The sequence below is a fragment of the Pseudarthrobacter sp. CCNWLW217 genome (assembly GCF_037203985.1).
Lineage (GTDB): Bacteria > Actinomycetota > Actinomycetes > Actinomycetales > Micrococcaceae > Arthrobacter.
This window is the reverse complement of record NZ_JBBCBT010000016.1, coordinates 82,543-104,254: the sequence shown is the minus strand read 5'-3', so window position 1 is coordinate 104,254 and position 21,712 is coordinate 82,543. Positions and strand designations below refer to the sequence as shown.

Annotated in this window: 19 protein-coding genes and 2 pseudogenes; 10 read left to right on the top strand and 11 right to left on the bottom strand. The window is 63.8% G+C overall.

Annotation, left to right across the window (positions count from 1 at the left end; translation table 11 throughout):
* Positions 1–541: 541 nt before the first annotated feature.
* Positions 542–2,029 (top strand): DUF6119 family protein, encoded by a 1,488-nt coding sequence (locus V9L18_RS17535; RefSeq protein ID WP_337348438.1) that lies wholly within the window; start codon positions 542–544, stop codon positions 2,027–2,029.
* Positions 2,030–2,652: 623 nt separating this feature from the next.
* Here V9L18_RS17535 and V9L18_RS17530 read toward each other — a convergent pair.
* From V9L18_RS17530 to V9L18_RS17520, 3 genes are read right to left on the bottom strand one after another with little or no spacing between them, the layout of a single operon-like run.
* Entirely contained in the window at positions 2,653–3,864 is a 1,212-nt protein-coding gene (locus V9L18_RS17530) for a DNA adenine methylase (RefSeq protein WP_337348437.1), read from the bottom strand.
* A complete protein-coding gene (locus tag V9L18_RS17525) occupies positions 3,861–5,261 on the bottom strand; it encodes a hypothetical protein (RefSeq protein WP_337348436.1) in 1,401 nt (466 codons plus the stop codon). The genes V9L18_RS17530 and V9L18_RS17525 overlap by 4 nt, the downstream gene beginning before the upstream one ends.
* The gene (locus tag V9L18_RS17520) at positions 5,261–7,300 is read right to left on the bottom strand and encodes a helicase HerA domain-containing protein (RefSeq protein ID WP_337348435.1); all 2,040 of its coding nucleotides are present in this window, start codon (positions 7,298–7,300) and stop codon (positions 5,261–5,263) included. Before V9L18_RS17520 ends, V9L18_RS17525 begins: the two co-directional genes overlap by 1 nt.
* Before the next feature lie 265 nt (positions 7,301–7,565).
* Between V9L18_RS17520 and V9L18_RS17515 the strand changes: the two genes are divergently transcribed.
* Together V9L18_RS17515 and V9L18_RS17510 are read left to right on the top strand one after the other, a co-directional pair.
* Entirely contained in the window at positions 7,566–7,769 is a 204-nt protein-coding gene (locus V9L18_RS17515; protein WP_337348452.1) for a hypothetical protein, read from the top strand.
* Between the two features lie 40 nt (positions 7,770–7,809).
* A pseudogene (locus tag V9L18_RS17510) lies at positions 7,810–8,865 on the top strand (2,3-butanediol dehydrogenase).
* 24 nt (positions 8,866–8,889) lie between these two features.
* Here the strand turns inward: V9L18_RS17510 and V9L18_RS17505 are convergent.
* Positions 8,890–9,213 (bottom strand): hypothetical protein, encoded by a 324-nt coding sequence (locus V9L18_RS17505; protein ID WP_337348434.1) that lies wholly within the window; start codon positions 9,211–9,213, stop codon positions 8,890–8,892.
* A gap of 225 nt (positions 9,214–9,438) precedes the next feature.
* Here V9L18_RS17505 and V9L18_RS17500 point away from each other — a divergent pair, with 225 nt between their 5' ends.
* On the top strand, positions 9,439–10,287 hold the full coding sequence (locus V9L18_RS17500) for a class I SAM-dependent methyltransferase (RefSeq protein ID WP_337348433.1): 849 nt from the start codon (positions 9,439–9,441) through the stop codon (positions 10,285–10,287).
* Positions 10,288–10,342: 55 nt separating this feature from the next.
* On the opposite strand, the gene V9L18_RS17495 is transcribed toward V9L18_RS17500, so the two are convergent.
* Positions 10,343–10,918 carry an HNH endonuclease gene (locus V9L18_RS17495; RefSeq protein ID WP_337348432.1) on the bottom strand — a complete coding sequence of 192 codons (576 nt, stop codon included), beginning with the start codon at positions 10,916–10,918 and terminating at the stop codon, positions 10,343–10,345.
* Between the two features lie 232 nt (positions 10,919–11,150).
* On the opposite strand from V9L18_RS17495, the pseudogene V9L18_RS17490 reads away from it, so the two are divergent.
* Both V9L18_RS17490 and V9L18_RS17485 read left to right on the top strand, forming a co-directional pair.
* Positions 11,151–11,396: pseudogene (locus V9L18_RS17490) on the top strand (deaminase); the annotation flags it as partial.
* Positions 11,397–11,534: 138 nt separating this feature from the next.
* Complete coding sequence (locus V9L18_RS17485) at positions 11,535–11,867, top strand: hypothetical protein (protein ID WP_337348431.1); 333 nt, start codon at positions 11,535–11,537, stop codon at positions 11,865–11,867.
* Positions 11,868–11,883: 16 nt separating this feature from the next.
* Here the strand turns inward: V9L18_RS17485 and V9L18_RS17480 are convergent, their stop codons facing one another.
* Genes V9L18_RS17480 through V9L18_RS17470 form a run of 3 tightly spaced genes read right to left on the bottom strand, consistent with a single transcriptional unit; the run spans position 11,884 to position 13,675 of the window.
* A complete protein-coding gene (locus V9L18_RS17480) occupies positions 11,884–12,249 on the bottom strand; it encodes a hypothetical protein (RefSeq protein WP_337348430.1) in 366 nt (121 codons plus the stop codon).
* Positions 12,250–12,275: 26 nt separating this feature from the next.
* Entirely contained in the window at positions 12,276–12,812 is a 537-nt protein-coding gene (locus V9L18_RS17475; RefSeq protein WP_337348429.1) for a GNAT family N-acetyltransferase, read from the bottom strand.
* Entirely contained in the window at positions 12,809–13,675 is an 867-nt protein-coding gene (locus V9L18_RS17470) for a ribokinase (RefSeq protein WP_337348428.1), read from the bottom strand. Before V9L18_RS17470 ends, V9L18_RS17475 begins: the two co-directional genes overlap by 4 nt.
* Before the next feature lie 143 nt (positions 13,676–13,818).
* Here V9L18_RS17470 and V9L18_RS17465 point away from each other — a divergent pair, with 143 nt between their 5' ends.
* On the top strand, positions 13,819–15,237 hold the full coding sequence (locus tag V9L18_RS17465; RefSeq protein WP_443197970.1) for an MFS transporter: 1,419 nt from the start codon (positions 13,819–13,821) through the stop codon (positions 15,235–15,237).
* A 35-nt stretch (positions 15,238–15,272) separates the two neighbouring features.
* On the top strand, positions 15,273–16,277 hold the full coding sequence (locus V9L18_RS17460) for a nucleoside hydrolase (protein WP_337348427.1): 1,005 nt from the start codon (positions 15,273–15,275) through the stop codon (positions 16,275–16,277).
* Between the two features lie 66 nt (positions 16,278–16,343).
* Here V9L18_RS17460 and V9L18_RS17455 read toward each other — a convergent pair whose 3' ends face one another.
* From V9L18_RS17455 to V9L18_RS17445, 3 genes are all read right to left on the bottom strand, one after another.
* Entirely contained in the window at positions 16,344–17,567 is a 1,224-nt protein-coding gene (locus tag V9L18_RS17455) for an MFS transporter (RefSeq protein WP_337348426.1), read from the bottom strand.
* A 227-nt stretch (positions 17,568–17,794) separates the two neighbouring features.
* Positions 17,795–18,577, bottom strand: coding sequence for a GntR family transcriptional regulator (locus V9L18_RS17450; protein WP_337348425.1), 783 nt, complete (start codon positions 18,575–18,577; stop codon positions 17,795–17,797).
* Between the two features lie 149 nt (positions 18,578–18,726).
* Entirely contained in the window at positions 18,727–19,794 is a 1,068-nt protein-coding gene (locus tag V9L18_RS17445; RefSeq protein WP_337348424.1) for a LacI family DNA-binding transcriptional regulator, read from the bottom strand.
* 198 nt (positions 19,795–19,992) lie between these two features.
* Between V9L18_RS17445 and V9L18_RS17440 the strand changes: the two genes are divergently transcribed.
* Positions 19,993–20,475: a hypothetical protein gene (locus V9L18_RS17440; RefSeq protein ID WP_337348423.1), complete on the top strand. Its 483-nt coding sequence runs from the start codon at positions 19,993–19,995 to the stop codon at positions 20,473–20,475.
* Positions 20,476–20,523: 48 nt separating this feature from the next.
* Positions 20,524–21,681 (top strand): substrate-binding domain-containing protein, encoded by a 1,158-nt coding sequence (locus V9L18_RS17435; protein WP_337348422.1) that lies wholly within the window; start codon positions 20,524–20,526, stop codon positions 21,679–21,681.
* Positions 21,682–21,712: the final 31 nt, after the last annotated feature.

Sequence of the window (21,712 nt, the reverse complement as noted above, 5' to 3'; positions counted from 1 at the left end):
TCAGATTACCGAGTAGAGAATTGCGCACCAAATACTAGGGCCAATCGAAGTAAGTTCAGGTCGAAAGACGCATTTTGATTGCGCAGGCACGAATAAGAGCATTGCAGCCAAACGGCAATCCGCATACCGAAATTGAGGTTGGTCCAATCGCCGCTTCAGACGCTTCCACTTTGCGGGAGGCTGTCGCTGCGTGTCAGCAACTATCTGCCATGCTTCGTATGGACCGGGTTTCGTCACAGCTCAAAAGCGGTGGCTGGCAAGCAGGAGCCATGGGGATTTAGGCTACTTTCGCGCCCTATTCCTTGTGTCCACAAGCAGCATCCGAACTTCCCCAGCCCTACGGTATTGGTGATTTGACCGTAGTTTACAGCATTTCGTTGGCGCGGCTATGCCCTAGTCCCCCTAATCTGTCGTACTCTGACCAAGTAGAGGGAGGTGGGTCAACCACCATGCTAGGGGCCGGGGGACGTTGCTCCCCTACTTCATGGGAATAGTTAGAGGATGTATGCGACTAAACGTTTTCAAGATTCCGACTGGCCAGGTGAAGGCGCTCAAGTCAAAATTGGATAGTAAAGGCCTTACGTCCATCAAGGAGCTTGAGCTGGACGGATGGAATGGGGATTTCCTCTTTTCCGAGTCGCCGGATCCCGGCAAGATACCTTGGATAACCAATTTTGCGGAATTTTTCGGGCAGCGTGACGTTGCAAATGTCAGCTATTTCGGTGTCATCTTGCTCCACAAGAAGAAGTCCTGCTATGCCATTTGCTTTGGTAAGTCACATTTTTATGTTCGCCCGCATTGTGATTTCGATTTCGGAATAGAGCTTTCCAAGCGCATAGCTGATGCAAACGATATCACTCAAACGTCGGCGAGACGATTTCAGGGAAAGCAGAAGAAGGATATTCGGAGCTTTGGTGCGCGAGCTCGCCTCAACATCCCTCCCGGGGAGTCGGTTGATTTCCTGCAGGCGGCCATTATTCCGGCGAAAAAGGAATCATATGGCGCAACTGGAAAATTTGGCGTTTCCGCTCTTGTTTCGCCACCGATACAACCCAGTGAGCTGGGTAATTTCCTTTCTTCGATTGAAAAGGAATTGAAACGAACGGAGCGGTTCAAACTGCCAAGGACGCTTTTACTCAAGGACAAGGCTGAGATTGCCCGATATGATGAGCAGCTTTTGGATGAGCTGACCGCGCCTGTCGGCCTCTCTGATATTGCAACCGCCACATTTGATCTATTTGGGGTGGATTTCATCTTTAGTAGCCAGGGGTCATTCACGCTTAAATGCGGCCATTACAAAGCAAAAGACCTGGATCAGCTCACAATGAAAGAAGTTAAAGCCTATATTAAGGAAAAGGACATACCACGCGAAAAGCTTTTGCAGCTGAAAATTACGCATCGTCGTGAGGGAGAACCCGAGTTCACGCAATCTATAAAGGAAGCGATCGACTTCATCTCCGATGAGGATCGAGTGGTATTGACGCAAGGAAAATGGTTGCAGTTCAACCAAGATTATCTGGACTACCTTGATGCTTCCATCAGGCAGATCCGTGTAGAGGAAGTTGAACAGGACTTCCTGAAAATAGCGGATATTGAAGGTGATTTTAATGCCAAATTGAGTGAATCAGGCTATGAAGTTGCCGATAGGGACTTCTCGATCTTCAGGACTAGCTCGGGGACGGCCGTAGAGGCCTGGGACCTGAAGAAAGGGGGCACCGTCTACGCTGTGAAGTTTGGTACCGCGCAAAAACTGAACTACGTCTGCGACCAAGCTATGAACGTACTTGAGCTTATGCATAATCGCGCAAATGTACAAAGAATCCCCGATTTCGATAGCTACTGCCTGTGGTTTGGCTACCGAGCTACGAAGCTGCCAGCAAATTTGGCCGACTCCGGTTCAATCATCTTGAAGCAAAAAGTGGACGCGTGGGCCCGTCGTTGCGAAGAATTAGGAATAATACCCAAACTTAAAATGAGCCTGAAAATAGACCCTGTGCACGACAGTCTTGCAGGCGTCCACGCCAGCTGATTCAAGTCAAATATGCCCTGCAGCATTATTGGTTAACTTTGCTCCAACAAGGCCAGGAATCTTTCCCGGGCTTCGTAGTAATCTTCAATCATATTCGCGAATACAGGTCGCTTCGGAGAGGTGACCGGCGCTGGCCACGTTGCCCGCTTCTTGTGGCACCCCGTGAAGTCACCGACTGCATCCTGGCGTTGAGGTCCGAACATCACGGGTGAGAGCCGCGCCTGGGTTTTGGGCTCTTCAAGGTTGGTGGGGAATTGAGTTCGTGTCGTTGAAGACAAGAGGGCCCCGTGGCCCTGTTGGGGTGAGGGTGTCTAAGCATTAAACCTGGAACAGGACCACGAGCCCTCCATTTCCCCACGAACCGTGAAGAGCCGATAAAAGACTGCTTGGGCGGATGCGGTTTCCGTGTATCTGCTAGACGGTACAGGAGCCCGGGAACAGGAAATGAGTAAGGAAGTCCATGCACGGAGCCGGAAATCTGGAGATATGTGCGACACAGCTGTTTGAAGCGTTGACTGAAGTTTGACAAGCTGCCGTGGGAGTACGAAGCGTGGCAGGATTCCGAGACTTATAACTGGGCTGTAGGCATCACTGCGCTCCCGTACCTCAGGCGGGAAAGCCCATTACGATGGCAGTTTCCTCAACTGATGGTCTACAGGGACTTTGGACGGGGGAAGGGTTGTGATGAGGAGTTCGTCGGCGTCACGCTTTCCAGTCTTGCCACTCGCCGAATAACGCACAGTTACCAGGCGTTTGGAAAGAGTCCAAGAGCGGATGCCTAACGTCTCGCGGTCCTCGATGCTCGGCGTCATGCGAGCGTGCCCATAGAGCCACGGGCTGTCGGTCAGAAGCGCATTGTGGTCATAGCTAAGCAGCCAACGGAACTGGGCCTTGGTGCGCAGGTATTCGGCAAGCTGCATGTGGAGTAAATGATCAATCCGCGCCGGCTTGCCACCCTCATAGTTGCCGTATCCCCCGCTCGGATCAAATGACGCGCGGTAGAGGTGCGAGGCCTTTTCGAGATATGGCGGGTCGAGGTATGCGACGACGCGCGACGGGATAAGCTGCGGGTATTGCTCAGGAACGTCAGCCAGTGTCTGCTTCCAGTCCTTACGCCAGACATCGACAATTCTGCCAGTCTCGTACAAGTGACCAACGTACCGAAGTCGTTTCTCGATGGCGTCCGGATTCCACCGACATCCGATGCCGTACGGACTCTCCTGCTTTCGCCCACCAATGGGCCCGGCCTTGCCGTGCAGGATTCCGGAGAAGGTCGTGCGGTTCAGGAATAGGCACTGCATCGCCAGGCCGATCCGGACGACGTCGGGGGCCGCGTTGCGAGCGGGTACCCATGAACGCCAATAGTCCCAACGCTCCACTCCAGTCGTTCCGCCAGGCTTGACGTATCGAGTCCACTCGTCATGCATTCGATCGATTAGTGCGTCGGTGTCGGCCGCCGCAACCTGCCAGAATGCGGTCACCAGAGGATCAACATCGGCGAGTAGGACTCGGTCGACGATCCCTTGGCCGACCAGCCGTAAAGACGCCGACGCGCCGCCAGCGAATGGTTCGACCAGCAGACTGATCTCCGGGACCTCTCGTGAGCCCTTTGCAGCCTCCAAGATCCGGGCAATAACCGGAGCAAGGGATGACTTGGCTCCCGGATACCGAAGGGGCGACTGGTATCGGCCGGACGTGAGTGGGTGATCAAGCTTGCCAAGTGGCCAAACAAGCGAACGAGCGTTGTCGAGGATGTGCCTAGGAATCGTGGGCGTGGTGGGAGGGTTGACACTGGTGGGTGGGGAGGCTGTAGCCCCGTCCGCATCCCGAATCATCGGGCAGACCGTGCCGGGTCCGTTGGCGCGGTGGGCGAATCGAGACCAAGACGTTTGGTGGCCACCAGCCGGAGTACGTCAGTGCCCACGCCGATCGGAAATGCGGCCTTTCCATGCGCGGCTGCGACAGGGATGATGCCGTCGAGGTACATGGAGGAACCAGTCCGATCGATCACATCGAGGATTGCTGCCAGTGTTGGGTAGTCTGCAGGATCGGCCTGACCGCCGCTGGCGTCGTAGGGCGCGCCGGACGCGGGTGGAACAGTCGGGACGAGGACGCGCCCATCGAGTGCGCGGTATACGAACTTGCGGCCCCAGTACGTTTCCTTGCCGTAAGCGCGCGCGTTATTGGCGTTGACGACACGGGCAATGACATGTTCGTCGCATATCAGCAACTCGCCCGGCCTCAGGATATCGTGACGCGCAAGTTGGCGAGCATAATCGACGAGAGCTCCCGTTTTCTCGATCCCACAGACGTACGGCGCTTTGCCCGGAGCGGAGTTGCCCATCGCCTGAAAGTACTCAAGGGCTCGTCCGCGCAGCTTCGCTGGCGTGCCAAATACTGCCAGCGGACCATCAACGATGAACAAGGTCGCGGGCAGGGCCTTCTGGCGCGATTGTTCCCACAGCAATGTCGCCAACCCCACTAGCACTAGCAGTTCCACAACGGACATTAGCCGCCCAAGGGCGGACTGGTTCGTACCTTCTTCGCCCACCTCCTCGTGGATGCGAAGCACGTCGGTGGGAAATAGATCGACGCCGCATGCATCGCAGACGACGCCCGCGGGCGGAACCGCCACGTTCCTACTGCAGTCGGGAGTGGGGCAATTGACCGGGACGGTGGCCGCCGGCGCTCCGGGCACGCCATGGAGGAGGAAAAGTAAGTCGAGAAGTGGCTGGTCGAGGCGGTTAACATCAATCTTTTTTTGCCGGAACAGAACGTTGATTGCCTCGCGCCATGAGGTTGTAATGTCGACGCCGGGGCGCGTGTATGCGCCGGCGACGGGAAGGTCCAAGGTAACAAGCGCGGTGTTAACGGCACGCTCTATCTCGTACGGGTCGACAAACCGTTCGGCTCGCTGCGATTCAAGAATGTCGAGGTCCAGGAACGCAGCAGCGGCTTGGGCGAAGCCATACATGACCGATGGCAGGCCGTCACGTACCTGCTCGACAACATAGGAACCGTCAATTGCCAGAGCTGACTGGAGACGCTCCTGCGGGGACGGCAAACTAAATTCACTGCGTGGCCGGATTCGCTCGCGAATCGCATCTGAATCCTGGATCGCCTCTGCAGGAACGTGAAAGGTACGTTGGTCCGCGATGGCTTTGATAGCGGCCGCTGAATGGCCCAAACGCGACGCAATCTCGTGCCCGCCGCCGGTGGTTTCGTACGGCATCAGGTGGCCGAGGCGATCGTTAGCGGCGGGTCGCCGGCTGCAGACCGCGCCTCGTTGACGAGCTCTGCGTTATACCGGTCGATCTGTACAGGGACGATATAGGGCGATGACAGGGTCTTGAGACGCACGAAGCCACGGTCTTCGGACGCGATGATCGCGTCCGAAAATGACCCGAAGTCGTAGAACTTCGCCAACTCACGCACCTCCGTTGTGTTGTTCAAGTGCGCAACGACCCAATTGGCGGTGTTCGCCTTGACCTGGTGCGCGACTCCGGATACCTCCTGCGTGGCATACGTCATGCCGAGATTGAGCTTGCTGGCCTCCTTCGCAAGCTTCACCCACACATCAAGATTGTCCTTATAGCGGTCGGAAGAGAACAGGTTATGTGCCTCTTCGAGCATGACCTGGATGTGGGGTGGTTCTTGGCCCGACGTGAACGTCTCGGTCTGACGAGACAGCAACCGACGCGTAATCGACTCACTGAGCGCCTTCGTGATCGCCTCGGCACCAACGTGGAGGTCAACAATCACGATGCGGCCACCGACGAGTTCGTCGTAGATCTCCAGGGCTGGGTCCTGCTGGGTCAGCGGGCTATGGAAAGGGCGCAGTGGGTTCAGGTTCTTCCATCCACGAACAGGGCGCCCGCTGTTCTTTGTGGTGAAGATCGGCTCAACGCTCGTCCAGCGCACATCCTTCGTGAAGTCAAGCGCGTCAGTATCGCCTGCGGCCTTGAGCTCGACGATCTTGTCGACTACAGGCTGCAAGTTGTCAGCGGAGATCCCCACCAAGTTCGCTGTCTTTCCGACCTGCACGAACGGATTTCTTCCGAGCGCGCCTGTTAGGGTCTGCTGGAACGCGGTCTTAATGTTAGCTCGGGCTTGAAAACCCTGAGGCACGGCAAAACCCGCACGCATCAGCGCACCGTATAGAGCCAGCCGCGCCCGCTGCGCGTGGGTCGTCGCCGACGGATCGCCTGGGACGTCGGCGAAAGAGGTTCCAGCGAAGTCCTTCACATAGCCTGAGTCCTCACCGCTGAGTTGGTCAGCGACGAGCCCCTGAACGGCATCGATCTGGTTCTCCGAGTAGAAGTTGATGTTAAGCGGCTTAACGTGGGCCTGCGAGCCGTCGGCGCCGAACTTGAAGATGCTGACGTGCTTGGCGCCAATGGCCGCGATCTCGGTACCGTCCTGGGTGTTCGCGTTGGCGTACTCGCCTTGAGGGTCGAAAATAAGCTGGCCAATGGGCTTGCCCCCACTGGCACGCTGCCGCTCGGAGACGACAAAAGTTCGGGCAATGATCGTCTTGGCAGTGTTGGACTTGCCCATACGCGTCATGCCAAGGAGAGCCGTCTTGTTTCCGATGAAATCGTGGATGTTGACTTCCACTGCGGCGTCGGCCTGTTTGGAGGTTTTCGCACGGCGCCGTGTCGCCGAGTATCGGACGGCTCCGATCCTGACCCGTTCCTGCTTGCGGCCGGTCGGCTTCAGATACGAGGCGATCGTCGCGAGGCCGTCGCCGATCGGCTTCAGAACCCGGTAGGTGGATGTGGCGTAAAAGTTATCCACATCGGCACCGAACTCCAGCACCTTCTGTCCGTCGACCTCGTCTTCGTAAAAAGTGCCCAGGATCCTGCAGCGGACTCCGGTAAATGACACCCGATTCTTGGTGAACGGGTCAAGCTCCGCATCAAGCACGGCCGATGGCGCTGGATCTCGCATGTTCGAAAGGGCCGTGCGCAGCGACTCCTCACGCACTGCATGGAGGTCGCGCTCGAGCGACAGTGGGGAAGTACCTTCGACACGGAGGAGCAGCACCTCGTCGTCGTCCACGCGAGGGTCGTTAACATCCTGCGCAGTCGCCAGGAGAAAAGAGTACTGCGGGATGCCACCGGCGTCGAATTTCCACCGGTCGTGGGTCAGCACAACAGCTTGGCCATAGTCGATCTGGTGGATTGCTCCGATTCGCGTCGAGCGATCATCGGCAAGCAGCTCAGACCGCAGCAATGACCCAGCGCCAACGCCGGGGATAAATTCCTTCATTCTCACCCTCCCAAGAGGCACCGGCCGGAGGCGGCCAGTGCGCCTCCAGTTTATGGCAACACCTAATCGGTTCGTGGCTAGGCCGACGGGACGCGCGGCGCGTACAACCCTGAGCGCACGGTGTGCTGCCCGAAGTGTCCGGCGATACTAATCGGGCCGCTGCGACCGCCTGCATGGCGGGGACGCCAGGAATGACAAATATCGGGCATCCCCGCGACCCACTAGCCGCCCCAAGGCTTCGACTGCCTCAAAGTCCGAGGCGCTCATGTCCGCGGGCAGCCACCAAATGAGGAGCGCGGCGTCGCCGCTGGACGGCACAACCGACCCGACCGCCAGGTCCAGCTGGCCCCGCAGCAACCTGCACCAGAGCCGGAACTACTCCTCCTACCTGGCCCTGCAGCTCAAAGCCCGGATGGAAGGGCTGGAGACGCCGGTGTACGAACTGCAGCCCAGCCACCACACCCGCTGAGGAGGTGGTTGAGCCTGTCGAAACCAATGGAAGGACCATCATGAAGGCAGCACGATTCCACGCCCGCAAGGCATCCGTATCGAGGACATCCCGGAGCCGGAACTTCGCGCCGGGGCGGTGAAGATCGACGTCGCGTGGTGCGGCATCCCGGCACCGACCTGCACGAATACCTGGAGGGGCCCATCTTCTGTCCGGCGCCCGGCCACCCGCACCCGCTGTCCCACGAGGACTCCCCGGTGACCCTCGGGGGCACGAATTCTCCGGGACTGTCTCGGACGTGGGCGCAGGCGTGGAGGGGCTGGAAGTTGGTGAGAACGTCGTCGTCGAACCCTATTTCCTGGACGGCGACTGCGACATGTGCCAGGCCGGCAGCTACCACCTGTGCCGCAAGATGGGGTTCATCGGGCTCTCCGGCGGCGGGGGAGGGCTGAGCGAGAAGATCGTGGTGGACCAGCGGTGGGTGCACCCCGTTGGGGACATCCCGCTGGATAGGCGGCGCTGATCGAGCCGCTGTCCGTGGCGCACCACGCGGTGGCGCGCAGCGACGTGAAGGCGGGCGACACGGCGCTGGTGGGCGGGTCGGGTCCGATCGGGCTGCTCACCGCCGGGGTCCTGAAGGGCATGGGGGGTGACCACGATCATCAGCGAGCTCACGCAGGCGCGGAAGGAGAAGGCCACCTCCAGCGGGGTGGCGGACCATGTTCTGGACCCGAGTCAGGAGAACGTGCCGGAGCGGGTGCGGGCGCTCACCGGCGGGACGGGGGCCGACGTCTCGTTCGAATGCGCCGGCGTGAACGCGGTGCTGGACACCAAGCTCGACGCCGTCCGGCCCGGCGCCGTGGTGGTCAACGTGTCCATCTGGGGCGCGCCCGCCACTGTGGATATGCAGAAGCTGGTGCTCAAGGAGATCGACCTGCGCGGCGCCATCGCTTACGTCCGCGACCACCCCGCTGTCATCAAGATGGTGCAGGAGGACAAGGTGGATCTCAAGCCGTTTATCACCGGCCGGATCGCGCTGGAGAACCTGGTGGAGCAGGGCTTCGACACCCTGATCAACCACAAGGACACCGCGGTGAAGGTGCTGGTGCACCCGTAGGGGCAGGTGCAGAGCTTCATCGGATCAGGCCTTCGGAGTCTCCAGCGTTACGTCGTTAGGGCCGGGCTCAGCTGGTGGCGTCATGGGCAGACGGTAATCCATCCTCCGCTTGAGGACGGAGACTTTAGGCGTCGGAAATCCTGCATCCCGTAGTTCCTGCGCCTTCCACTGGCCCCGGGTGGCGTTTTTGAAGGACTCGCTGTAGCGCCGTCTGGCTTGGTACAACACCTGCTCAGCCTCTTGCAGCGCCTTGTATTTGTCCAAGACTTTGGCGGCTAGCTCAAGTTCCTGTTCGCTACGGCGTTGATGTGTCTGACGAAGGAATTCCATTGGATCCTGGCTGGTCATGGCTTATCGTACCGACCGGCAGCAATGAGCGACCAGAGGTGGGAAGCGTTGTTCTGGTCGGCCGAAAAGCCCCGGGGCGACAGCCCTGTGGACAGGACTTAGCCCGATAGGCAACGTGGGAAACAAGGCGCAGTGATGCGGGACAGTTGGGACGACGGCGGGACGCAAGTTCCGCCATCGTTCCTCCCCTTCCTTCGCTTTGGAGCGCCGTTGTAGTGTCATGGCGTGATCGTCCCCGAAACCTCCCAGAACGCCGTGGCGGTCGCGGATCACTACGACGAGCTCGATCCCCTTTACCGCAGGGTGTGGGGCGAGCATGTCCATCACGGGCTGTGGACGACGGGCCGCGAGACACCCGGCGAGGCCGTCGAGGCGCTCGTGGATACGGTCGGCGACAGGCTGGGCCTCAGGCCCGGCCAGGCGTGCGTCGACATCGGCTGCGGCTACGGCTCCACCGCAAGGCGGCTCGCTGTGACGCGCGGGGTCCGCGTCACCGGCTTCACGCTTTCGACTGAGCAGGCCCGCTACGCCGCCGCGCATGCCACACCGGAGGTAGACATCCAGGTCCGCGACTGGCTGGACAACGGGCTGGCCGATGCCTCGGCCGATGCCGCCTGGGCGATCGAGTCGAGCGAGCACATGGTCGATAAGCCCCGGTTCTTCGCCGAGGCACACCGCGTGCTCTCGCCCGGCGGCCGCTTCGTCATTTGCGCGTGGCTCGCCGAGACCGGCGCCAGCGGATGGAAGGTCCGCCACCTGCTCGAGCCGATCTGCCGCGAAGGGCGCCTGCCCTCGATGGGCACGCGCGAGGAGTATGAGGAGATGGCAAGGCAGGCTGGCTTTGCGGTCACCGGCTATGAGGATGTCAGCCGCCGGGTCGCCCGCACCTGGCCGATCTGCGCCGGCCGGCTTGTGAAGGCCTTGCTCACCGACCGCGGGACACGGCGGATTGCCCTTGGCGCACGCAACCGCAGCTCGTTTCTGGGCATCCCGCGCATGATCCTGGCCTACCGCACAGCAGCCATGCGCTACGGGGTCTTCACGCTTACCAAGGTTGGGGAGAACGGGCGGTAACAGGCGCAACACCACAGGGGCGGGCTGACCGCGAACACCCTGTTAGAGCCCTGCATCAGGGCAGCGGCTGCCGTTCGCCCACGCTGACGGAGGCCGTCGGCGGCAGGTGCTCCCGCCGTCGTCGTTCCATCCGGCGCTGCTGGCCCGGCGACGGGATCCGGGCACGCTTTGCCCGGTTGCACCTGGCACAGGCCGCAACGAAATTCTGCAGACTGGTGGAACCGCCCTTGGACCACGGGTAAAAGTGGTCGCCGTGCTCGGCCGGGCGGGCGCAGCGGCGCCCGAACCCGGCTTCCAGCTCGCACAGCCCGTCCGCGCGGGCCATCCCTTCGCGGCGCTGTTGGCGCGTGAAACGGCGTACAGGATCCCGGCGCCGGACGTCCCGGCCGGTGATGACGGCGGCGGCAATACCCAGCACGACGGCGGCCACGCCGGGGAGCGCAACCGCGGCGGCAACGCCCTCCACCATGCCGCGCAGCACCCCTGCGGCGGCGGACGGACCAGCTCCGGTAGCCGGTGCTGCCTTGGCCGTGAGCGCCGACATCACCGCGACAGCGAGCCAAATCATCACCGCTGAGTACGCCAGGCGAAGCCCCTGCCGGGTCCAGTAGATGCGGCCGAGTTCCGGCATTGATTCCCCCTATGTCGCTGCGCCGGTAGCCCTTGGCCCCGGATGTCCAGGAAATCTTATTGGCCTGGCGCAGGCCGGCGCCCCAGGTTCAGCTCAGTTTTTGCCCAGTTTTCGTATCCACCGAGCGGACGGATAAGCCGCAGGTGGTCCGAATCTGGGCGGAGCCGCGTCCAACAATGGCGCCATACCCACGAACAGCACGAATCCGCGGAGCCCGCACTGGACAGCACCGAAAAGCTACCGGGACACCACGCTGTACACCACCCTCGCCCCCTGCGCCATGTGCGCCGGAACCATCATCCAGTTCAAAATCCCCCGCGTGGTGGTGGGGGAGGCACGCACGTTCGACGGCGAACTGGAGCTCCTGCGGTCACGCGCGGTTGAGGTTGTGGTCCTGGAGGATCAGCGCTGCGTGGACATGATGCGCACCTTCCAGGCCGACAACCCGGAGCTGTGGGCGGAGGACATCGCCGAGTAGCCCTCAGCCGCCGTCGTCCGTTTCAGGGTGTTGCCCCGCGCGCAGGACCCGGCAGCAGCGGGGACCTTCGCCCCTTCCCTGCCTTGGTTCCGGCTGGGGAGGCTGGATCGCAAAAGGGGGAGCAGGGAGGTGGCTGGCGTGAGCAGCTGGGACTTGGGAATCGGCGGATTGGCACTGCTGGCGGCCATGTCGCTGGCCTTCGGCCTGGTGGCGCAGCTGATCGTCGGCTGGCACGTGGCCCGCTGGCTCTGGCTCTATTCGGCCCTGGCCTATTTCGTGGCGGGGATCCTGGTCAGCGAAGCCTGGTTCGGCTGGGCCACCGAGGAGGAGCTGCAGCCGAACATTGACGGGCTGTCCTTTGACGAAGTGCAGCTGGTGACCCTCGCGGGCCTCATTGCAGCCGTCACCGCACGGCTCGTCCTCCGGCGCAGAGGCCGCGCCGGGGGATCCGCCGGGAAACCGGCCAGCTGAACCCCTGCCCCCGGACCTAGCAGCGGGAGTCCAGGGCGTCGAACTGCTCCTGCCACAGGGACAGCTCGCGGGCCTTGTAAAGCCTGTGCGACGGGCTCCACTTCGGCCAGATCCCGGACGCGGGCTCTGCTTGCGCGGGCGGCCGGTTCTGGACGCGGGCGACTCCCGGCGGGGAGGGCGCGCGCTGCACGTTCCGTCCGCTGGCCACGGCGGGCCTGGCCACCGCTTTTGGCCGGGTTCCGTGCCCGGCGGGCAGGGGCTTCAGGTCCATCGCCCAGAGAATCAGCTTGCGGCCCGTCCAGATGATGCCGAACAGGACCATCGCGGCAAACAGGACGGCAATCCACAACAGGAGTCCGATCGCGGAGAAAATTACCACCATGGTCCATTTTACGGACGTGGCCGCCATTAAGGGGAGGGCTGGATCTCCCGAAGAGGGACCGTGGCCCCCTCGAGTTGGAGCGTGAACACCCACAGCAGCACGTCCTCGCCCGGCACGTACCAGTCCCGCTCGGGCGCCCGCCGGAAGCCCAGCGACTCATAGAGCCCGTGCGCCCGTTCCATGAACGTGGCGCTGGTGATGCTGATCGCCCCGATGCCGGGCAGCTGCTGGGCGTGATCCACGATCCTGCGGACCACGGCGCGGCCCACGCCGCCGCCCTGGCACGCCGGGTCCACCGCCAGCATCCGGAACTCCAGCTCCCCGTCCGCGGCGATTTCACTGTACGGCTGGCCGGCGAACGTCAGCGTCACCGCCGCCACCACCCGCCCGCCGGCCTCCGCCACCCACACCTGCGCATGCTCGGCGCGGTGCTCCACATCCTCCAGCACGCCCATGTACGGGTGGTCCGCGGCGAAATGCCCGGCCCGGAGGTAGGCATCGCGCGTGATGCGCCGGACCTCCGGAAAGTCCGACGGCGCCGCCCGCCGGAGCGCGACGCTCACCGCGCGCCGCCGGTTGCGGCAGTCCGGTCCACGTAGTGGCCCAGCTGTGCCAAATCCGGCTGCGATGAAGGATCGCCCACGGCGTCGCCGCCCACCGCGTTGGCCACGGCCAGTGCCCGCGCATAGTCCAGCCCCTGGCGCAGCGCCAGGACCAGGGCGGCGCAGAACGCGTCCCCCGCGCCCACGGTGTTTGCCACCGTCACGGCGGCCGACGGCGCCTCGGCCACCTTCCGGCCGTGCTGGAACATCGCGGAGCCGTCCCCGCCGAACGTCACGGCCACGAGTTTGGCCGACTCGAGGGCGGGGATCAGGGCGTATTCGCTTTCGTTGACGATCACCAGGTCGCACCGCTCCAGCAGCTCGGCCGGCAGGTCCATGGCCGGAGCGGCGTTCAGCACAAAATACCCCGGAGTCTTCCGGGCCGCCTCCAGCACCACCGGCAGGCCCACCTCCAGCTGGCACAGCACCGTCTCCTCCGGGCCGAACTCCACCCCGTCCAGGGACAGGTGCGAGTTGGCACCCGGGCACACCACAATCTGGTTTTCGCCGTCGCGGTCCACCACAATCAGCGCGGTCCCGGTGGCCCCCGGAAGGACCGCCACGTCAGCGGTGCCGACGCCGGCACCCGCCAGGGCGTCCAGCATCCGCTGCCCCTGGGCGTCACTGCCCACCGCACCCACCATCCGGGCGCTGCCTCCCAGCCGCGCGGCAGCCGCGGCCTGGTTGGCGCCCTTGCCTCCGGGCTGCTCGGACAGCACGGCGCCGCCGATGGTTTCGCCCGCCGTCGGGAGCCTTTCGGCGGTGGCGATCAGGTCCAGGTTGATGCTGCCGACGACGGTGACGGCAGGAAATGGATTGCTCATGGGAAGTCTCTCTCGAGGGGAAGCCGGAAGCGGCCGGATTAGGAAATAGTGTACGCCATGGTTGTACTTGTGCGTCATACATGGTTGTATAACAACTCGAATCGCCATTCCGGCGCATCCCCGTTCGAACAAAGGAGTTTGATGTGAACACCCCCACCCCGGTCACCGCCTCCCCGCCGGTTACCGCGGAACAGCCCGCCTTGGCCGGCAGCCGCGCCGCCCTGTTGATCTCCACCCTGCTGCTGGGCGTGCTGTCCTTCCAGCTCAACGCCAGCATGGTCACCCCCGCGCTGCCGCAGATCGCCGCCAGCTTCGGCCAAGGTGCGGACAGCGCCGCCCCCGTCCAGTCCATGTTCTTCCTGGCCGGCGCCATCGCCGGGCCGGTGATCGGCCGGTGGAGCGATTTCATCGGCCGCCGCGCCGCCCTGCTCCTGGTTCTCGGCATCATGGGCGCCGGCACCATCCTCTGCATCACCGCCCCCACCCTGCCGCTGCTCATCACGGGCCGGTTCCTGCAGGGCGTCTCCAGCGCCGTCTTCGCCCTCGCCTACATCGTGCTCAGCGAAAACCTGCAGGCCAAAGTCTTCGGCACCTCGGTGGGCATCATCGCCGCCATCAACGGGGGAGTGGGCGGCGTGGACGGCTACGTGGGCGGGCTGATGGCCGAGACCCTCGGCTTCCGGTCCATCTTCGTCGTGGTCCTGGTCCTCACGGCCATCGCCGCGGCCTGCATCATCAGGATCGTCCCGGCCGGACGCCCTGCCGGAGTGCGCGGCGCCATGGACTGGTGGGGCGCCGGATCCCTGTCCGTGTTCCTGGTCTTCATCACCTACTTCGTCTCCGGCGGCTCGGCCGCCGGCTGGACAGCACCGAGCACCCTGGCCCTGCTGGCCGGCACCATCGCGTCCTTCGCCGCCTTCTGGATCATCGAAAAGAAGCGCAGCCACCCGCTGATCGCCGTCCACCACCTGCGCTCCCGCCAGGTCTGGCCGGTCATCGCCACCACCGTCCTCACCCTGGCCGGCATCTTCGCCATCATCAACTTCACCGTGGTGCTTCTCAGCCAGGACGCCGGCGCCGGCTTCGGCCTGACCGCGTCCGTCTCCGCGCTCCTGTTCCTCACTCCGGCCGCGCTCATCGGCGTCTTCGCCGCACCCCTTGCCGGCTGGCTGGCCGACCGCCGCGGCTGGATCAAAACCCTCCGGATCGGCACCGGCCTGAGCCTGGCCTGCGCCATTGTTGCGGCCACTTTCTCCGAGAACCAGGTGGCGGTGCTGATTGCCGTCGCGGCCCTGGGCATCTTCTACAACGGCTTTTTCCTCACCGCCATCAACGGGCTCTCGGTGCTGCTGTCACCCAAGGAAGCCCCGGCTGCCCTGCCCGGCATCAACGGTGCCTCCTTCGGCATCGGGGCGAGCCTCGGCGTCGTGCTCGTGGCGCCGTTCGCAGCGCAGGCCACCGCCGCCGGGTACGCCGCCGCCCTCTGGATTTCGGTGGCCATCACGGCCGCCGCGTTCATCGTCAGCCTCTTCGTCGCCGCCCCCAAGGGCGAGACCCTCTGACCAACCCCACCCTCAAAGGAAAGATAAACACCGCCATGACCACCACCAGCCACCCGTTCTACCTGGACTGCGACACCGGAATCGACGACGCCCTCGCCCTGGCCTACCTTCTCGCCGCGCCCACGGCCGACGTTGTGGGGATCGGGACCGTCAGCGGCAACGTCAGTGCCGCCGTCGGCGCCCGCAACACCCTGGACCTGCTCCAGCTCGCCGGCCACACGCACATTCCCGTGGCGCTCGGCGCGCACCATCCGCTGGCCGGGCAGTTCGGGGGAGGGGCGCCGTGGGTGCACGGGGACAACGGCATCGGCGGGGTGCAGCTGACGACGGCGTCTGCCGGGCTTGCGTCTGAGTCAGCGGCGGAGATGCTGGTCCGGCTCGCCCATGCGTATCCGGGAACGCTGCGGGTGCTGGCCGTCGGCCCACTGACCAACATCGCCGAGGCCCTCCGGCTGGAACCGGACCTGCCCGCGCTGGTGGACTCGGTCACCATCATGGGCGGCGCGGCCCTGTCCCCCGGTAACATCTCGCCGGTGGCCGAGGCCAACATCCACAACGACCCCGAGGCCGCCGCCCTGGTGCTGGCGGCCGGCTGGGATGTCACGCTGGTTCCGCTGGACGTGACCATGGCCTCGGTGCTGGAGGAGCCGCACCGGCAGGCGCTGCTGACGTCCTCCGCGCCGGTGCCGCAGGCGCTGGGGGAGATGCTGGGCTACTACTTCCGGTTCTACGAGGGCATCTTCGGGCGGCCCTGTTCCGCCATGCACGATCCCCTGGCTGCGGCGCTCGCTGTTGGCGCGGTGCAGGCGGCTGTTGCACCCGTGGTGCGGGCCGCCGTCGACACTTCCGACGGGCCGGGCCGCGGGCAGACCGTTTGCGACCTGCGCGGGCTGTACGCGGGCTACCCGCCGGTGAAGGGCGCGCGGTGCCGTGTGGTCCTCGCGCTGGAAGAGGACTTTGCCCCACACCTGGTGGAGACGCTGCTTGGCTTCTTTGAGGGCACGACGGCGGGACTCGCCTCAGCGGGCTCCGCCGCCTGACGCCCTCCTGCGGTGGGGAGAGCCGTTGCCCGGCACGTCCGCAGGGACGAGCCGGGCAACGGTCGTTCAGCTCACGTGCTCCGGGACCGGCCGGGTGGTGTTCGCAACGGCGTGCGGGACCGCCACTAGGGCCAGCACCGCGAGGGCGCCGGCTGCTGCGAAGACGTAAAAACCCCAGGGATAGGCGATGCCGGCGGCGACCAGCCCGCCCGTCACCGCAGGTCCGGCGATGGCGCCGACGCGGCCCACGCCGGCAGCGAACCCGAGGGCCGTGGCGCGCAGGCGGGCCGGGAACAGCTGGCTCACCCAGGCGTAAACGAGCACCTGGGAACTGAAGACAAACACCCCGGTGACGAAGACGAGGGCGTTGAGCAAGACGGCGTTCTCAACCTTGATGCTCAGCAGGGCAAGGCAGGCCGCGGAGAGGCCGAACCAGAGCAGCACGATGGGTTTGGTGCCGTGCTTGTCCGCCAGGATGCCGGCGATAATTAGGCCGGCTACGGCGCCCAGGTTCAGCACCAGAAGCAGGGAAAGGCCGGCGCTGACAGGGTAACCAGCGGATGCCATGAGCTGCGGAAGCCAGGTGTTCAGGCCATAGACGAGCAGCAGCCCCATGAAAGAGGCGGCGGCGATGGCCGCGGCAACCAGGGGGTAGGGCTTCTTCACCAGGTCCCGGAACCCGGTCTGTTCCTGCTTCTCGGCGGTCTCTGCAGCGGGCAGGGTCTCGGGCAGCTTGAACCACAGGAACGGCAGCAGGACAAGGCCGGCGACGCCTCCGACGACGAACATCGTGCGCCAGTCCGGGATGACCATCAGCGCCAGGAAAGCAGTTGCCACAGCCCCGACGTGGTAGCCGGTCATGGTGCGGGTGGTGGATTTTCCTGCGGATCCCGCCGGTGCGTAGTCGTTCATGTAGGCGAGGGCCACCGGAAGGCAGGCGCCCAGTCCGACTCCGGCCAGGAAGCGGAAGACGCCGAACATCGCCACGTTGGGCGCCCACGCCACCGCGAGGGTGAAGATCGAGAACCAGAGCACGCAGGCAACCATCAGTTTGCGGCGCCCGAAGCGGTCTGACAGCGGGGCGATAAAGAGCGCGCCGAGGCCGACGCCGACGAGGGAGATGGTGGCAACCAGGGTGGCGCCGACCGCGTCGAAACCAAGTTCGCCGGTCTTAATGAGTGTGGGAATGACGGTGCCAAGCACCACCAGGTCAAAGCCGTCCAGGATCATGGCCAGCCAGCAAAGCCACACGGGCCACTGGGACCTGCGGATGGAGGGTGAAGTACTCATGTAATCCTCATTGATCAGGGAAAGGGATAGGTGCACGCCGCGACTTACAGCCTCATCAGCAGATGTGATGCGCGGCATACGATCCGTCGACGAGGATAACGGAAAGTTCAGTGAACGCACAAATGTTCGCATATCGAACACTTAAGAGCATGAAGTTGCTTAGGCATGAAGCATTCAGGTTCCTGAAATCCAGGTAGCTGCCGGGCAACTCCGCGTCGCGGGTGGGTTTAGGACTGGAACTGCTGCATCACCGAGAGGTGGCCGGCCCGTGCCGACACTAGGCACTTGGCCAGATAGAAGGGCCGGTTGCCGTTCCGCACGTACTGCGTCAGGACCAGCACCGGGTCCGACGCGCGCAGGTCCAGCAGCTTAGCCCGGCTGGGTCCCACCTGGCTGAGGCTGATCTGGCACTCGCCCGGTCCGGCCAGCCGGCCCAGCTGCTTGTTGAGCGCGGCAAGCAAGGTGGCGCCGCCGTCGTGCTCTATCTCAAGGGGCGCCGCGGCACCCTTGCCAACGCTGACCGGCTGGGCGGTGACGTTTTCCTGCAGGTGGGCGATCGCCTCGCCGTCGCGGATCAGGACCGATTCCCAGAGCCAGCAGTCGGTGCCGGGCTCCACGCCGATGCCGGGGGCGACGAATTCGGAGGCCGCCTGCCGGACCACCTGCGTGCGTTTGACCTCCACCTGCTGCCCGGGGCTGCCGAGGACGTCCTCGAACGGCTGGATGCGCTCGATGCCGATGCGGGGGAGCGTGTCCGAGACGAATCGCCCGACGCCGCGCCGCGCCCTGATGAGCCCGTCCTCCTCGAGCAGCATAAGGGCCTCGCGGACCACCGTGCGGCTGACCTTCATGTCCGTGCCGAGTTCGGTTTCGGTGGGGATCATGGACCCGGGCGTGAGCAGGCCGTTGCGGATGGCTGCGGCGATCCGCGAGTACACCGCGACGCGAAGAGGAGCGCCGGGCTGGGCGGCCACCGGCTGAGACAGGAACCGGGCGGCGTCCTGGTGCACGATATGCCTCGCTTGCTTGTGGGTGGTCCGGGGGTCGGTCCGGGGATTCCAGCCTAGTGCAACGTCTGACGCGTGTGTTGGACAAGTGTGGGTTGCTGGCTGGGCCGTCGTCCGTCCTGATTCTTCCTGGTGGAAGCCTCTGCAGGTTTCTACTTGCGGAAGGCTGCCGGGCGGGCGCTGTCGCGCACCACCAGGGTGGGCGGAATGGGGGTGCGGTCCACGTCCCGTCCCTCCATGGCACCGAGGAGCACCTCGGTGCTCATCAGCGCCAGCGCGTTGAAGTCCTGGCGCACGGTGGTCAGGGGAGGCAGGAAATAATCCGACCCCTCAACATCGTCAAATCCGACGATGCTGACATCGTCCGGAACCCGGATGCCGTTTTCGGTGAAAGCGCGGATCAGCCCCAGCGCGGTGTGGTCGCTGGCGGCAAAAATGGCCTGCGGAACCTTTTCCTCGCGTACCAGCCGGAGACCCGTTTCGTAGGCCCACTTGGGGCTCCAGTCACCTTCGACGCAAAGCCCCGGCTCCAGTCCTGCATCCCGCAGCGTCGCTTCCCAGCCGCGCTTGCGGACCCGTCCATCGAACCAGTCCATGGAACCGGCAATATGGGCGATGTCCGTATGGCCCAGGTCTATGAGGTGCTGGGTGGCAAGCCTGGCTCCGAGCTCCTGGTTTTCGGAGTAGGTGAAGACATTGGGAGTTGAGGAGGCTCCGGCAGCGATCATCTCCACCGGTACGCGGCATGTGGCGTTCCAGACTGCTGCAGCCATATCAACAACCGGCGCGATGACGATGATCCCTCCCACGCCGGTATCGTCCAGGCTGTCGAGGGCGGCTTGGACAGACTCCTCATAAGGTTTCTCAACGCTGATGACCGTTGCGGCGTAGCCCTTCTTCCGCGCCACGTTTTCCAGCGCCAGGAGCGTTCCCACCGGGCCGAACCGGGGCGAGCCGTCGGAAAGTATGCCGATGGACGTCGAGCGGCTGGTAACCAGTGCCGTGGCCGCCCGGTTCCGCCGGTAGCCGATGTCCTTGATGATCTGGAGGACGCGTTCGCGGGTTGAGGCGCTGACGTCGGGCGCGTCGTTCAGGACCCGCGAGACAGTGCCAAAGGAGACGCCGGCCAGCTGCGCCACATCGTTGATGGTGGGTTTCCTGCGCGACGGCGTTGCCGGAGGCCCGTCATTGCCCTCCCGGCGGACTGCCATGCCTGCCATGCCTCTCCTTGTCCTGCACTGTGCCAGCTGAGCCTGGGACAGCTTGTGAGCCTGCTTAAGCTTACGTCCCTGCCCCCGCACCAGCCTGCCACGTGATCGTTGACACTATCTCCGTTAGCGTTTACGCTAATTACCGTAAACGTTCACGGAGGCGTCGTAAACGATAACGGAAGGCAACCGGGACGGAGAGTGAGCGGGATGAGCGACACAATCGCGGCCGCTCTTTCGCTCCATCCCGGGGCCAGCTTTCGGAACGTTGATGAAGCCCAGTGGGCACATCTGGAGGTACTGCTTACGGGCACAGCATCTGATGATCTCGGAGCAGCTGTCCGCACTTTTGTCCCCGCCGGTTCCTCGGCTGTTGTCGGCGTGTTCGATGACAACACCCTGTGGGCAAGCCTGGTTGTTTCCCTCGACCAATCCGGCACGCCTGTGTCACTGACGACCATCCAGGGGTCAGTAGCCGAGGCAGCCGGCGGCATGGCAAAGGCGGCAGGGGAGGCGGTCAGGTGGGTGCAAGCCCACCACGGACCGTGTTCACTGGGCCTTTTCGTAGACAAGGTCCATGCGGAAGCCTTCGTGAAGGCTTCCGACAAGGCGGCCGCTGTCCGCACGGCCGCGGCCGCAGGCGGCCTTGTCCTGTCGCCGGTTCCCCCTGCCCTCGCCATAGCGCTGGCCTGACCCAAACAACCACACCACCCATTCCATACAAAGCACTGGAGAACAACGATGATCCGCAGGCTTCCCCTGGTGGCCCTGGCCGCAGCTCTGTCCCTTTCCGTCGCATCCTGCAGCAGTTCAACCGCGAGCACCTCCAACGCCCCTGATGCCGGCGTTTCCGAGAAGGCCCAGCAGGCCCTCGACAAGATCAAGGGACAGGTCCTGAGCAAGGGCCCCAACGGTGAATCTCCGTCTCCGGCCTCAGTTGCAGATCTGACGCCGGAGGAGATTGAAAAGGTCAAGGCACTCAATGCCAAAGCCGCCATCGTGATGCACTACGGCGGCAACGACTGGGCCACCGCCCAGACCAACGGCCTCAAGAGCGAGTTCGAAAAGCTCGGCATCCAGGTGATTGCCACCACCGACGCGAACTTCAAGCCGGACAAGCAGGTCTCGGACATCGAGACCGTCATGACGCAGGACCCGGACATTATTGTGTCCATCCCCACCGACCCCGTGGCCACCGCCTCGGCCTACAAGAAGGCCGCGGCCGCCGGAACCAAGATCGTCTTCATGGACAACATTCCCCAGGGACTGACCGCCGGCACGGACTACGTTTCGGTCGTTTCCGCGGACAACTACGGCAACGGCGTCGTCTCCGCACACCAGATGGCCAAGGCCATCGGCGGCAAGGGCAAGATCGGGCTTGTATTCCACCAGGCTGACTTCTTTGTGACCAAGCAGCGCTACCAGGGCTTCAAGGAGACGATCACCAAGGAATACCCCGAAATCCAGATCGTCGAAGAGAAGGGGATCGCGGGTCCGGACTTCGCCGGTGATGCGCAGGCAGCCGCCAACGCCATGCTGAGCAAGTACGCCGACCTCTCCGGCATCTGGGCGGTATGGGACGTGCCGGCAGAAGGTGTCATGGCTGCCGCCCGCGCCGCGGGCCGGCAGGACTTGAAGATCGCCACCGAGGACCTCGGCAAGAACGTCGCCATCGCCCTGGCCAAGGACCAGCTCATCGTCGGCCTCGGCGCCCAGGTTCCCTTCGACCAGGGCGTGACTGAGGCCCGGCTGGCCGCAGGAGCCCTCATTGGCAAGCAGGCACCGGCCTACGTGGCGCTGAGCGCACTGCCGGTGGACCACTCCAACGTCCTGGAGGCCTGGAAGCAGGTCTACCACGAGGACGCTCCCAAGGACATCCAAGAGTCCTACAAAAAGTAGCCAGACCTGACGGTGCGGGGGCTGCCTGCCC

Coding starts and splice junctions, on each gene's coding strand:
- V9L18_RS17530 (WP_337348437.1), bottom strand. CDS start 3,864: ATGATTCGGGATGCGGACGGGGCTACAGCCTCCCCACCCACCAGTGTC.
- V9L18_RS17525 (WP_337348436.1), bottom strand. CDS start 5,261: ATGCCGTACGAAACCACCGGCGGCGGGCACGAGATTGCGTCGCGTTTG.
- V9L18_RS17520 (WP_337348435.1), bottom strand. CDS start 7,300: ATGAAGGAATTTATCCCCGGCGTTGGCGCTGGGTCATTGCTGCGGTCT.
- V9L18_RS17515 (WP_337348452.1), top strand. CDS start 7,566: ATGTCCGCGGGCAGCCACCAAATGAGGAGCGCGGCGTCGCCGCTGGAC.
- V9L18_RS17505 (WP_337348434.1), bottom strand. CDS start 9,213: ATGACCAGCCAGGATCCAATGGAATTCCTTCGTCAGACACATCAACGC.
- V9L18_RS17495 (WP_337348432.1), bottom strand. CDS start 10,918: ATGCCGGAACTCGGCCGCATCTACTGGACCCGGCAGGGGCTTCGCCTG.
- V9L18_RS17480 (WP_337348430.1), bottom strand. CDS start 12,249: ATGGTGGTAATTTTCTCCGCGATCGGACTCCTGTTGTGGATTGCCGTC.
- V9L18_RS17470 (WP_337348428.1), bottom strand. CDS start 13,675: ATGAGCAATCCATTTCCTGCCGTCACCGTCGTCGGCAGCATCAACCTG.
- V9L18_RS17460 (WP_337348427.1), top strand. CDS start 15,273: ATGACCACCACCAGCCACCCGTTCTACCTGGACTGCGACACCGGAATC.
- V9L18_RS17455 (WP_337348426.1), bottom strand. CDS start 17,567: ATGAGTACTTCACCCTCCATCCGCAGGTCCCAGTGGCCCGTGTGGCTT.
- V9L18_RS17445 (WP_337348424.1), bottom strand. CDS start 19,794: ATGGCAGGCATGGCAGTCCGCCGGGAGGGCAATGACGGGCCTCCGGCA.
- V9L18_RS17440 (WP_337348423.1), top strand. CDS start 19,993: ATGAGCGACACAATCGCGGCCGCTCTTTCGCTCCATCCCGGGGCCAGC.
- V9L18_RS17435 (WP_337348422.1), top strand. CDS start 20,524: ATGATCCGCAGGCTTCCCCTGGTGGCCCTGGCCGCAGCTCTGTCCCTT.